This is a genomic window from Roseobacter sp. SK209-2-6, assembly GCF_000169455.1.
Taxonomy (GTDB): Bacteria; Pseudomonadota; Alphaproteobacteria; order Rhodobacterales; family Rhodobacteraceae; genus Pseudophaeobacter.
Map to the genome: position 1 here is coordinate 47,343 of NZ_AAYC01000008.1, position 12,634 is coordinate 59,976.

At 57.5% G+C, this 12,634-nt stretch carries 9 protein-coding genes; 4 read left to right on the forward strand and 5 right to left on the reverse strand.

The window, feature by feature from the left end:
• Positions 1-58: 58 nt before the first annotated feature.
• Genes RSK20926_RS13110 through RSK20926_RS13125 form a run of 4 tightly spaced genes read right to left on the reverse strand, consistent with a single transcriptional unit; the run spans position 59 to position 7,651 of the window.
• Complete coding sequence (locus RSK20926_RS13110) at positions 59-1,384, reverse strand: aspartate aminotransferase family protein (RefSeq protein WP_008207380.1); 1,326 nt, start codon at positions 1,382-1,384, stop codon at positions 59-61.
• The gene (locus RSK20926_RS13115; RefSeq protein WP_008207383.1) at positions 1,381-3,759 is read right to left on the reverse strand and encodes a GcvT family protein; all 2,379 of its coding nucleotides are present in this window, start codon (positions 3,757-3,759) and stop codon (positions 1,381-1,383) included. Before RSK20926_RS13115 ends, RSK20926_RS13110 begins: the two co-directional genes overlap by 4 nt.
• Complete coding sequence (locus RSK20926_RS13120) at positions 3,756-6,122, reverse strand: GcvT family protein (protein WP_008207385.1); 2,367 nt, start codon at positions 6,120-6,122, stop codon at positions 3,756-3,758. The genes RSK20926_RS13115 and RSK20926_RS13120 overlap by 4 nt, the downstream gene beginning before the upstream one ends.
• Positions 6,122-7,651, reverse strand: coding sequence for a trimethylamine methyltransferase family protein (locus RSK20926_RS13125; protein ID WP_008207386.1), 1,530 nt, complete (start codon positions 7,649-7,651; stop codon positions 6,122-6,124). The genes RSK20926_RS13120 and RSK20926_RS13125 overlap by 1 nt, the downstream gene beginning before the upstream one ends.
• A gap of 81 nt (positions 7,652-7,732) precedes the next feature.
• Here RSK20926_RS13125 and RSK20926_RS13130 point away from each other — a divergent pair, with 81 nt between their 5' ends.
• Complete coding sequence (locus tag RSK20926_RS13130; protein WP_008207387.1) at positions 7,733-8,695, forward strand: LysR family transcriptional regulator; 963 nt, start codon at positions 7,733-7,735, stop codon at positions 8,693-8,695.
• Between the two features lie 46 nt (positions 8,696-8,741).
• Here the strand turns inward: RSK20926_RS13130 and RSK20926_RS13135 are convergent, their stop codons facing one another.
• A complete protein-coding gene (locus RSK20926_RS13135; RefSeq protein ID WP_008207388.1) occupies positions 8,742-9,644 on the reverse strand; it encodes a LysR family transcriptional regulator in 903 nt (300 codons plus the stop codon).
• Positions 9,645-9,776: 132 nt separating this feature from the next.
• Here RSK20926_RS13135 and RSK20926_RS13140 point away from each other — a divergent pair, with 132 nt between their 5' ends.
• The 3 genes from RSK20926_RS13140 to RSK20926_RS13150 are packed head-to-tail and all read left to right on the forward strand — an operon-like array spanning position 9,777 to position 12,620.
• A complete protein-coding gene (locus RSK20926_RS13140) occupies positions 9,777-10,253 on the forward strand; it encodes a nuclear transport factor 2 family protein (protein WP_037255172.1) in 477 nt (158 codons plus the stop codon).
• Between the two features lie 24 nt (positions 10,254-10,277).
• A complete protein-coding gene (locus tag RSK20926_RS13145; protein WP_008207390.1) occupies positions 10,278-10,901 on the forward strand; it encodes a glutathione S-transferase family protein in 624 nt (207 codons plus the stop codon).
• Between the two features lie 57 nt (positions 10,902-10,958).
• Positions 10,959-12,620, forward strand: a complete 1,662-nt coding sequence (locus RSK20926_RS13150; protein ID WP_008207391.1) for an FAD-binding oxidoreductase — start codon at positions 10,959-10,961, stop codon at positions 12,618-12,620.
• The last annotated feature ends 14 nt before the right edge of the window (positions 12,621-12,634 follow it).

Below are 12,634 nucleotides of genomic sequence, written 5' to 3' on the forward strand. Positions count from 1 at the left end.
CAGCGCAGTGACGGGACGTCATGCGGCGAAAGCCATGTTACGGAGGGGAAGCTTTGGATCAGCGCCCCAGGCGGGTCGCCGCTTTCTGAAACGCCTGATCCAACCCCTTGGCCACGTGATCAACATCTTCGAGCGACAGGCACAAAGGGGGCACCATGCGCAAACAGGATTGAAATGGCCCCGACTTCGACAGGATGATCCCCTGTTCTCGGCATGCCTCAAACACCTCTGTTGTTGTGTCTTTGTCTGGCGTTTTGCTGTCCCGATCCTGAACCATTTCGATGGCCAGCATCAGACCCTTACCCCGGACATCCCCAATGGCTTGGTGCTTGTCTTTTAGGTTTTGCAGCCGTTCCAACAAAACCGCGCCTACCTTGCGTGCATTGTCCTGCAAACCCTCGTCGTGCATCACCGCAAGGACCGCCCGCGCGGCAGCGGCGGAGGTTGGGTTGGCGCCATAGGTATGGAACATGAATTTCTCAGCCATTGGTGCGGCGATATGCTTTTTCGCTACGACCGCACCTATGGGGAAGCCATTGCCCAACCCTTTGGCCATCACCACAATGTCGGGCACGACCCCGTCGGCCTCAAACCCCCAGAAATGGGCGCCTGTGCGTCCAAATCCCGACTGAACTTCATCCGCAACATAAAGCCCCCCTGCGGCGCGCACTCGTTCGGCGGCACCAGACATATAGCCCGGTGGCATTTCGATAATGCCCCCATAGCCCTGCACGCTTTCGACAAAGAGTCCCGCAACCTGACCAGAGGTCGCCGCTGCGATGGTTCGGTCAATCTCGTCCAGATAGGGTTGGGTGCCGGGCCCAAAGATGCCACGGTATTGATTGGGTTCCGGTACGAAGGCAACGTTGCCCGGCATGCCCGGGTGTCGCCAACCAGAGATTCCGGTGATGGATTGTGCCGCAGCCGTTGGCCCATGATAGGCGGTGCGCAGCGCCAGGAGATCCAGATTACCCGTATAGGTTCGCGCCATGGTCATGGCGAGATCGACCGCTTCGGATCCTGAGTTGGTCAAATGCACCACCCAGTCATGTCCTGCAGGCATTGTCGCTGCCAGCTCCTCTGCCAGGTGTGCGGGGGTGGGATGATAGAACATCGTGGTGCAATGGGTCAGCTCCTGAGCCTGCTCCATTGCAGCAGCAACAACCCTGTGGTGGGAATGCCCAACGGAAATGCAGACATTCATCCCAAGCATATCGGTATATCTGCGACCCTCCGTATCCCAGAGATATTGCCCCTGTCCTTTCTTGAACACGATAGGTTCCCGAAACGGAGTAAAGCGGGTCAAGGACGCCGCATAAAATCTGTCCCGCCTCTCAGCGGTCGCTTGAAAATCCCAGTTGGTGTGAAGGGCGTGATCAGTCATTTGGGAGCTCCGTTTTTGAGACGCGTATTGTCAGGGTCAAAGGGGGGCTGTGTCAGTATCTTTGCTGCGCGGCGCTGCCCGAGGATAGAAACTTCGAGATCCTGCTGCGCTGAAGGAGACCGCAGATAGGCCAGTGCAAGAACCTTGCCAGTGCGATGCCCAAAGGCACCCGATGTGACAATGCCAGCCGGATTTGCCCCCTGCCACAGCGTATGGGCGTAGAATGGGTCTACCTCACCAGTTTCAAGCTCCAGAAGCACCATGTCCCAGGCGTCCTGGCGCACCAGCGCGTCTTGCAGTTCTGGGCGGATAAAGGTCGCAAGCCCCGCCTCAAGCGGGCTGCGCTCGGTAGTCAGATCACTGCCCCAGCCGCGATAGCCCTTTTCCAACCGCATGGAATTGGCGGCATAAGCGCCATAAAAGCCGAGGCCATAGGGAGTGGCACGTTCCTCTATAACAGCAAAGAGCTGACGCGCATCTTCCGCCTGAACATGCAGCTCCCAGCCTACCTCCCCAATGTAGGATAGCCGCATTGCACGGACTGAAATTCCGGCAACACATGTCTCGCGCACCGTCAGCCAGGGCATGTCTTCCAACTCAGGCAGGATGCGAATGCCTTCAGGCCCCATGATGCCAATCACCGCAAGGCCTTCAGTCACATCCTGTAGCTGCACATCGAATTCACCCTTTCGCGACTGCAGCAGATCCCAGTCAATCTCCTGCGCCGCGGCCGCAGAGGTCAAATAAGCATGATCCTGCCCCAGGCGCGCAACCGTGAACTCGGACAATACTCCGCCCTCTGGCGTCAGCGCGTGGGTTAGGCCGATGCACCCAACCTGCGGCACTCTGTTTGCGCCAACTGCCTCAAGGAAGGCCGACACATCCGGGCCGTGTAACTCGAATTTGGAAAAGACCGAAAGATCCGCCATCGCCACCCTAGAGGTTGCGGCCTCCACCTCGGCAGCGACGGGTGCAAACCAATTGGGGCACCGGAAGGTTGCATCCGCGACAGCCCCGGGAGTGGATGAGAACCAGTTTGGCCGCTCCCAGCCATGGGCGGCCCCCATGACTGCGCCACGTTTCAACATCTCATCATGTAGGGGGGATAGTCTGAGGTCACGACCCGCCGGGCGTTCTTCATGCGGGTAGTGAACACCGAATTGGAGGCCAAAACACTCTATCGCTTTTGCCACCCGATACTCTCGATCCGCCCAAGAACCAAACCGACGGCTATCAATGGCAAGCGCATCCATTGGGGGGGCGCCATGAGTCATCCAATGCGCCAGGAACCAGCCAGCGCCGCCACCCTCCATGACTCCCATGGAAGATCCGGTCAGCAACCAGGCATTCGCCAAACCATGAGCAGGTCCAACCAGAGGATTGGCATCCGGCGTAAAAGTGATTGGCCCGTTGATAACTGTTTTGACACCAGCGGTCTCGAGCGCGGGAATGCGCTCCATCGCAGCCTGAATGATATGTTCCACCCGATCCAGATCCGGGGCCATCAGATCCGCGCCAAACTCCGGGGGCACACCATCAACCGACCAGACTTGCGCTTCCTTTTCATAAGGCCCCAGGATCAGCCCATCGCGTTCCTGGCGCACATACCAGCTCTCTTCCGGGTCCCGAATGATCGGCAACTCGGGCTGAGCTTCGGCCATTCTACTGCTGACAGCCTCAACCCGGTCAGTGACCAGATACTGGTGCAGCACCGGAACTGAAGGGATATTCAGCCCCATCATGGCACCGATTTCCCAGCCCCATGTCCCTGCTGCGTTGACCACATGCCGGGCTTCAACAGTGCCTTTGCTGCACTCCACCTTCCATGTTTTCCCTTCGCGGCGGATAGCAGTGACGGGACAATTGCGCCAAATCTGCGCGCCTCCTCTGCGGGCCACTTCTGCCATTGCCTGGGTCGCCAGAGTGGGGTCAACATGGCCATCGTCCGGCTCATAGATCCCTCCCAGAAGCCCATCCAGCTTGGCCAAAGGATAGAGTTCCGCGATCCTCTCAGGCGTCAGGATCTCCAGCGGATAGCCGGTGAATTCCGACAGCCCGGCCACATGACGAAATTCGTCCATTCGGTCGCTGTTGCGGGTAATGCGCATCGCACCCGAAGGGTGGAAGCCACAGTCCCGGCCTGTCTCCTGGGGAAGAACATCGCGATAAAGCCGGACCGAAGTGGCCCGCAGCTCTTGAATTGTCGAATTATGCGCAAAATGAGTGCAAAGCCCTGCCGCATGCCAGGTGGAGCCATGGGTCAGATCATTCTTCTCCACCAAAAGGACATCCGACCAACCCATCTTGGTCAGATGGTACATCAGCGAAACACCCATGGCGCCCCCACCGATAATGAGAACTTGTGCCTTTGTCATGCACGCATCCTTTCACCTTTTGGATCAAATGGCGGGTTGCGCAACACGCGCGCCAAATAGTCTTTTCCAGCAACTTTGAGGGTGAGTTTCCGTTCTGCAGTCTGAGCCCGGCTCTCACCCGCAGCGGTTTTGATAATCGCAAAACACAGGTTCGCGCCCGTTCGTGGGCCACGCCCACCAGAGGTCGTCATGCCAATATGCCATCCGCCTTCATAGACCGGCTCATCATGCAGCAAGAGGGCCTCCCCCTCGACCTCCAGCAAGACCAGGCGCTGCGATACCCCATCGGCACGCTGTTGTTGCAATCTGGCCTTGCCGAGGAATTCCTTGCTCCAATCGATGGTAAACCCAAGACCCGCTTCTAAGGGGGTCACCTCAGGTCCCAACTCGTGCCCCCAGTGTTTGAACCCTTTTTCAAGTCGACACCCATCCAGCGCGAAATGCCCTAGGGGCTTTGCGCCTGCTGTCAGCAACGCCTCAAACAGCTCTGGCGCCGCTGAATTGGCAACCCTCAGCTCCCAGCCCAGCTCTCCCACAAAGCTCACCCTTGTGGCACAGCAGTTCACGCCAGAGATCCGGGCCATGCCCGAAGTGCCAAATGCACCGGAAGGCAAGTCACCTAGGTTCTTGAGCATATCCCGGCTCCACGCCCCCATAACGCCGAGAGTGCAGAAGTCCTCTGTCACGTCTTCTATGAGAAGAGACCCAGGAAGGTTACGCTTCAGATAGGCCAGATCCCGCATTCGGGTTGCCGCACCAGAGGTGAGATGAAAGCTCTCTTCCCCGGTTCGTGTCAGCGTCACATCCATTTCGATGCCGCCACGCAGGTTCAGAAACTGGGTATAAACCGCCCGCCCCACCGCAACATCCAACTGCGCGGTGCAAAGCCTGTTCAACGCGCCAAGCGCCCCTGAACCAGTGATATCGATCTTGGTAAAGGGGCTGAGGTCAAGCAGGGCGACCCCCTCTGCCAGCTCCGCCGCTTCGGCCTGTGCAATCGGCCACCATTCTTGCGCACCCACCGAATAGGGTAGCGCTGGACCATACCAGAGCCCGCGCTCCCACCCGGCAGTGAGGCCGAAATGCGCTCCCGCCTTGGCCCAATGGTCATGCAGTGCCGATTTCCGCAAGCCTCGCCCCGCCTTGGGCTGTTTGTAAGGCCAGTGAAGGGCAAAGAGGTCAGACACTGCCTCTTTCATACGATCTTGCATATGTTCCGGGCTGGCCGCCTGCGGATCTACACGGGCAACATCAACTTCCCACAGATCCATGGGGGGGTGTCCATCAACCAACCAGTCCGCAAGTGCCCGACCGATCCCAGCGGAGGACATGATCCCTACCGAGTTCATGCCCGCTGCCACAAAGAGGCCGTTCACCTTGGTCTCGCCAACCAGAGGCCTGGTATCTGCAGTAAAACTCTCTGGGCCGTTCATGAAATGCTGGATGCCGACTGTCTCCAATGCTGGGCAAAGATCGAGAGCGGCCTCCATGAAGGGGGCAAACTGATCCCAATCTTCACCCATTTCCAGAAAGGCGCGATCCCCTTCGGGGCCATATGCCTCCCAGCACTTGGCATTGGGCTCAAAGCCACCGATCACCAGTTTTCCGGCGTCTCCCTTGATGTAGATCCCACGATCAAGGTCACGGATAACCGGCAATGTGTCAGGTAGGCCCGACAGGGGTTCCGTCACAACATACATGTGTTCGACCGCCTGAAGCGGCAGCTCTACTCCGGCTGTCGCTGCCAGTTCCCGCGTCCAGGCACCGGTGGCCAGAACAACCTTATCCGCCGTGATCCTGGAACCATCTGCAAGTTCTACACCAGTGATGCCTTGCCCATCGCTCACGAGGCCTTTGACATGCACTTGCTCCCGGATCTCTACACCCCGGCTGCGCGCCCCACTCGCGTAGGCCATGCAAAGGTCCACAGGGTTCACATTTGCATCTTCCGGCACATAGAGTGCCCCGACATGCTTGGTCAGATACAAAATGGAAAGCGGTACATCTGCGGCTTCAATTACGCGGGGCGTAAGACCTTGCGTTTCACCCAGGTCGGCAATCCGGTGCAATTCATCCAACCGTGCCTTTTCACGGGCCAGCCAATAGCCGCCTGTGCGCCGATAGCCCGTGGACATTCCCGTTTCCGCCTCCAATGCAGGGAAGACCTCCAGCGCGGCTGACGCCAGCTTGGTCATATTCGGCGTTGCACGCAGCGGGCCAACAATCCCTGCCGCATGCCAGGAAGTGCCGGAGGTTAGCGAATTGCGTTCCAACAGAACAATCTCATCCGCGCCCCGCTTACTCAGATGATAGGCGATGCTCAGCCCGAGTGCGCCCCCGCCAATGATCAGGATCTTTGGCATCAGAAATACTCCTGATCTGGCACTTCGGCTTTTCGCCGCGCAATATAGTCCTTCAGAGCCTCATCCACATCCTGATCCAGACCCGGATCTTCATAGCTTGCCAGGCGGTCTTTCCAGATTGCATTGGCACGACTTGCAGCGTCTTTGCTGCCCGTGGCCTCCCATTGCTCAAAGGAATTGTCATCCGGCGTCCAGGGTCGAAAGAGAGCGCTCTTAAAATTGGCTTGGGTGTGCTCTGATCCAAGGAAATGCTGCCCTGGCCCGGTTGCGGCAATGGCCTCCATCGCCTGGGCATTTTCACTCAGATCAATGCCGTCAAAGAACCGCGCCAGTTTTCCGCAGAGATCATGGTCAAGGATGGTCTTCTCATAGGAGGTCACCAACCCACCTTCGAGCCACCCCGTAGCGTGGTTGATCAGATTTGCGCCAGCAAACATTGACATCATCAACCCCCATGCCGCCTCCTGCTGGCTCTGCCCATCGGGGAGTTTAGAAGCACTCAGTGTGCCAACCGTATGAAGCGGCACACCAAGGCGGCGCGCCAATTGACCTGCAGCCAGGACCATCAGCCCGGCCTCTGGGGTGCCAAAGGTGGGTGCGCCGGACCTCATCGACATGGTTGAGGCAAAGCTCCCCATCAAGCAGGGCGCACCGGGTGCAATCAGCTGGACCAAGGTCATTGCCGCCATTGTTTCTGCCAGAACCTGCGCGAGCGTACCTGCCACCGTCGTCGGAGACATGGCCCCGGTCAGCACCCAGGGCGTACAGGCCACCGGCTGCCCCGCACGGGCATAGGTCTTGAGCGCCCCTGACATATGGCTGTCCATCACCAGCGGCGCATTGGTATTGGACACACAGTAAAGCACCGGGTTTTCGGCAACGAATTCGTCACCAAAAAGGATCCGCGCCATGTCCAGGGCATGCCCGGCCCGCCCTGCCCCAATAAAGGCCCCCATAAAAGCACGATCAGACCAGCGAATATGGGCATAAAGCATATCGAGATGGCGCTTGTTTGCAGGAAGGTCCACCGGCTCACAGACCACGCCGCCAGAATGATGCAGCCAGGGCAGAGTATGATGGAGTTTCACCAGATCGGTGAAATCCTGATAGTTGGCATAGCGCCTTCCCCGATCCAGATCATGCACGAAAGGCGGGCCCCAGGACGGACAAAGCACCGTCGCGTCACCCCCGAGCTGCAGATTGTTTTCCGGATTGCGCGCATGTTGCGTGAAACGCGCTGGCGCAGTGGCCGTGATAGTCTTCCGGCAAAACCTTGGGGCAAAGCGAACGCGGGTTCCATCAACATCGCATCCGGCCTTGGCAAAGATCTCCAGGATTTCCGGATCATCGTGAAACTCCATTCCGGTCTCATGCAGGATCCGATCCGCATTGGCCTCAATCTGCTCCAGCCCCGCCTCACTCAACACATTGAAGGTCGCAAGCTTGCGCAGGACAAAGGGGGCTCGGGGCTCTGCTGCAGCAGGCCGGTCTGCACCTCTGCGGCGTCTATGTCTTCGCGTTTTTTCCATAGGCGCAGGTTTGCAGGCAGATTGACTTTTTCCCAAATGCTTTCCAACAGTATTAGAAGTTCTAATACTAAGGATGATCAGATGCTTGATCGCCGCACCCTGTCGCCGGGCCTCATTCGGTCACTGGAAGTCTTCATCGCTGTTGCCGAAACCGGGCAGATGCGCTCCGGCGCGAAGCTTCTGGGTCTGTCACAATCGGCCGCCTCACAACATATCGCAGCCTTGGAAAAGTCTTTTGGCACCCGGCTCATTGATCGCAGCGTTCGCCCAGCAAGACTAACCCATGCTGGGATGCGCCTGCATATCCGAGCCCAGAAGATCCTGCACGCCTTGTCAGACATGGAATCAGAGTTGCGCCACGTGGGCCAGGCCTCAATCAGCCTGTTGCGCGTCGGGATCCAAGCTTCAATCGCAACAACCCTCACCCCCTCTCTGGTGGCTCTGGCACAGAAAGATTTTGGGGTAGAGGATATAACCCTGCACGCAGGTCAGAGCGGCAATCATGAACAGCTGTTGCGTACCAAACAGGCTGATCTCGCCATCACCTCAAACCCGTTTCTGGATATGGACGGGCTGGAGCGCCACCATATCCTGAAAGAAGACTATCTTCTGGTATTGCCTGCGGGCTACCAGGGCTCAACCGACAGTCTGGAAGCCATCCAGCGAGAGCTGCCGCTGGTGCGCTTTGGTGATACGACCAATGCTGGACGGCAGATCGCACAACACCTACGGCGCCTCCGGTTTGAACCGGATCGTGTCATTCAGGCGGATCGCTCCAGCATGGTAACCTCCTGTGTTGCTACCGGTCAGGGTTTTAGCCTGCTGACGCCCACCCTGTTGATCGATGGGTTGGTGGAGAACATGAATTTGCGCCTGCTGAAACTGCCTGTGGTGGGGCTATCGCGGACCTTGACCGCCGTGGCCCGTGAGGGGGAATTGCAGGACCTGCCTGCTGCGGTCGCAAAGATGTCCAAACACAGTTTGATGGATCAAATTGTCAGGTTTGTCGGCGAAATCGGCCTAAAAAGCGTCGACCGTTCCTGATGTTGAAAGCGCGCGAAGTCGCCCCAGCTTCGCAAATCCTGCACGATCACCGCGAGTTGAGGACCTCGACCGCTCTTAACCGTGTCTTTGCCAGATCAACAAAGGCGCGCACCTTGGCCGGGGCGCGGCGACCTTCCACATGGACAAGATGGATCGGCAAAGGCGTCGGCTCAAAATCCTCTAAGACCGTTTGCAGCTTCCCCGATTGGAGGTCAGGCCCAACCTGATAAGAGAGAACACGGCACAGACCCCAGCCCCTTCGGGCCACTGAGATGGCGGTCGCAACGCTGCTAACGATCAGTCGCGGCTCAATCCGAACGGGTGTCTGCAACTCGCTGCCAAAACGCCATTCTGTCACCGGGCTAACGGGTGAAGCAGAGATCATCTGATGCTGCTGCAGATCTGCCGGAGTTTCCGGGCGCCCGTTCTTTTCAAAATACTCTGGTGTTCCGCAGATCAGCCGCCGAACCTGCCCCACGCGTACAGCGGTCAAACCCGAGGAGGGAAGCTCGCCAATGCGAACGGCCAGGTCGAACCCTTCCTCAACCATATTGACGATGCGATCGACCATCAGGACATCTGCAGTAACCGAATGGTGCAGATCAAGGAAATCAGTCAGAATTGGCGCAACATAAATGCGCCCGAATTCTGTTGGGCAGGTAATACGCAACTGCCCAGAAGGCTTGATGGCTGCACCGGTCGCCGCATCATCCGCAGCCTGCATCTGCGCCAGAATATGGCGAGCGTCTTCGAGATAGGCCTTGCCCACATCTGTCAGACGAACACGCCGAGTGGTGCGCGATAGCAGTCTCGCGCCTAGACGCGCCTCCAACGCGTTGATCCCCCTTGTAGCAGAGGGCGCGCTAAGGCCAACTTTTCGGGCACCAGCAACAAAGCTGCCTGCCTCAGCGACCGCAATAAACACTTCCAAGGATTGCAGGCGATCCATCCAAGCCTACCTCAATTATTGCCATTTCTCGAAATAATATCTTTCTTGCATAGCATATTAATCTGAAAGGCAAAGCAATTTAGATCTCTTGTCATCGCAACACCAATGCACCCACAGACCATAGGCAAGCAGATGACGACAGAACCACCCCGCAGTCCCCTCCCCCCTTTCACCGAAGAAACTGCCGGCCAAAAGGTACGTTTAGCGGAGGATGGCTGGAACAGCCGCAACCCGGCGAAGGTCGCGCTCGCTTATACAGTCGACACCAAATGGCGCAACCGCACCGCTTTTCCAGTTGGCCGCCAAGAGGTGGAGAAGTTCCTGGAGGAAAAATGGCGCAAAGAGCAAGACTATCGCCTGATCAAGGAGCTCTGGGCCCATAGTGGCAATCGCATCGCCGTTCGCTACGCCTATGAGTATCACGACGAATACGGCAACTGGTTCCGGGCCTATGGCAATGAGAATTGGGAGTTTGACGCTCTGGGTTACATGTCGAACCGCCATGCCTCGATCAACGAAAAACCCATCACCGAAGAAGAACGCAAGTTTCGCTGGCCCCTTGGGCGGCGCCCTGACGATCACCCAGGTCTAAGCGATCTCGGCCTATAACTGTTTTCAAGAGAAGAAAAACCAATGACCCCAATCAAACTCTACCGCACCCCGAAGTCTGGTCACTGCCACCGCGTGGAACTCATGCTGGCGCTGCTGGACTTGCCCTATGAGACCATCGACCTGGATATGGCCAATGCCGCGCATAAGGCTCCGGACTATTTACAGATCAGCCCATTTGGGCAGGTTCCGGCCATCGATGATAGTGGCTACATTCTGGCGGATTCCAATGCGATCCTTGTCTATCTGGTACAGACCTACGCCAAGGACACCGGCTGGATCCCTCGGGATGCAAAAACGGCCGCCGAAGTCCAGAGCTGGCTCACGGTAGCGGCGGACCAGATCTATTCCGGCCCCTGTGCCGCACGGTTGGTCACCCTCTTTGGTGCGCCACTGGACCATCAGGCAGCCATCGCAAAATCCCATACGCTGTTCCAATACATGGAAACACATCTGAACAATCGTTCCTGGCTGGCCTCTGAGCGGATCACAATCGCTGATATCGCCGGTTACAGCTATATCGCGCATGCTCCGGAAGGTGGCGTTGACCTCGCGCCATATCCGAACCTGCGTGCCTGGTTGAACCGTATAGAAGCGGAGCCAAAGTTTGTTGGCATGCTGGCCTCTCCCATCGCTGAGTTGGCCTAACTGATTAGGGCCGCCAGTCGGCCCTAGTCACCTCCTCCATTCTGAAAGGCCGAAATTATGTCATCCAAGGCTCTGCGAAATCCCTTCCATGAAGGTGAGTTGGCCGCTCAGATGCGAGTCGGCGCGGGCGATGTGGCTCGATGGGCCGCTGGCTTTATCCGGGACCACATGCCTGATCAACACCGCAGGTTCTACGAAACCCTGCCTTTCATGGTTTTCGCCGGGGAGGATCACCATGGGCAGAACTGGGTAACGCTGGTCGAAGGCAAGGAGGGTTTTATCACCTCGCCAAACTCGCGGCAGCTGGCCCTGGATATGAAGCTCGATGACCAGGATCCATTGAAGAAGGCCTTGAACTCTGGTGCGGATATTGGGGCTATCGGTATCGAGCCCTCCACGCGACGGCGCAACCGGTTCAGCGGTCACCTAAAACGTAACGGATCGCGATATATCGTCGATATAAAACAGAGCTTCGGAAATTGCCCTCAGTATATCACCGAGCGCACCTGGCATTACTCCGGGAAAAACACCCCCGGCGTTGCAGTCACTGGTGATCAGCTTACCCCTTCACAACGCACCCTAATTGAAAAATCTGACACTCTGTTCATCGGGTCTGGGCAACAATCAGGGGCAAGCACTTTTTCTCGCGGCTATGACGCTTCGCACAGAGGCGGCGCGCCGGGTTTTGTCCAGGTCCTGGGCAACAATCGCCTTCGTATTCCCGACTTCTCCGGCAACAACTTTTTCAACACGATAGGCAACCTGATCGCCAACCCTAAGATAGGTCTTGTCTTTGTCGATTTTGAGACCGGCGACTTGTTGCATGTTACAGGACGGGCAAAGATCGATTGGATGCCGAACCAAGAGATCGACCCACTGGCACAGAGGTTTATCGAGGTCGAAATCTGCAAGATTGTCGAACGTCCCTCCGCCCTGGCTTTACGCTGGTCATCCCCAGATCAACCAACCCGCTCTTACCTTGTCACAAAGAAGGTACGGGAGAGCGCGACCATAACCTCTTTCTATCTTACACCCGAAGGTGGGCGAGCTTTGCCCGCCTTCAAACCGGGCCAACATCTGCCAATAGAAGTTCAGATTCCAGGCCATAGCGCCCCAGTCAAACGCAGTTATTCCCTGTCTGGCTCACCAAAGGACGCCAAAGCCTACCGCTTGACAATCAAGCGCGAACAAGCAGGGCTTGTCTCGCAGTTTCTCCATCAAGAAATAGCAGAGGGGTCCAGGCTGCGTGCCTCAGCGCCCTCTGGGACTTTCACCCTACCAAAGGCGGATGAACCATTGGTTTTGGTTAGCGCGGGCGTGGGACTGACACCTATGGTCTCTATGTTGCATGCAGCACTTGCCGCTCCACGACACTCTCCTGTCTGGTTTGTCCATAGCGCCCGCAGTAGCGCGGAACATGCGCTGCGTCAGGAAGTGGAAGATCTGATTGCCCAGAGCCCGGTTGCGCAACAGCGCATTTTCTACACCCGCCCCTCAAGGGCGGATGCCTTGGGGCGGCAGTTCGACAAGCAAGGCAGAATAACGGTCCAAGACCTGTTGCGCCTTCGCGCAGGAGAAAGAGCTCACTACAGGCTCTGTGGACCTGCGGGGTTTGTCGCGGATCTATCTAGGGGCTTGGAAACGGCAGGTGTCGGTCCTGAAAGCATCGCTTTTGAACTCTTCGGGGCAAGGCCAACCAGCCAGTGTCTTCCAGAGTGATACGGGTCTGCCGT

Coding starts and splice junctions, on each gene's coding strand:
- RSK20926_RS13110 (WP_008207380.1), bottom strand. CDS start 1,384: ATGACTGATCACGCCCTTCACACCAACTGGGATTTTCAAGCGACCGCT.
- RSK20926_RS13115 (WP_008207383.1), bottom strand. CDS start 3,759: ATGACAAAGGCACAAGTTCTCATTATCGGTGGGGGCGCCATGGGTGTT.
- RSK20926_RS13120 (WP_008207385.1), bottom strand. CDS start 6,122: ATGCCAAAGATCCTGATCATTGGCGGGGGCGCACTCGGGCTGAGCATC.
- RSK20926_RS13125 (WP_008207386.1), bottom strand. CDS start 7,651: ATGGAAAAAACGCGAAGACATAGACGCCGCAGAGGTGCAGACCGGCCT.
- RSK20926_RS13130 (WP_008207387.1), top strand. CDS start 7,733: ATGCTTGATCGCCGCACCCTGTCGCCGGGCCTCATTCGGTCACTGGAA.
- RSK20926_RS13135 (WP_008207388.1), bottom strand. CDS start 9,644: ATGGATCGCCTGCAATCCTTGGAAGTGTTTATTGCGGTCGCTGAGGCA.
- RSK20926_RS13140 (WP_037255172.1), top strand. CDS start 9,777: ATGACGACAGAACCACCCCGCAGTCCCCTCCCCCCTTTCACCGAAGAA.
- RSK20926_RS13145 (WP_008207390.1), top strand. CDS start 10,278: ATGACCCCAATCAAACTCTACCGCACCCCGAAGTCTGGTCACTGCCAC.
- RSK20926_RS13150 (WP_008207391.1), top strand. CDS start 10,959: ATGTCATCCAAGGCTCTGCGAAATCCCTTCCATGAAGGTGAGTTGGCC.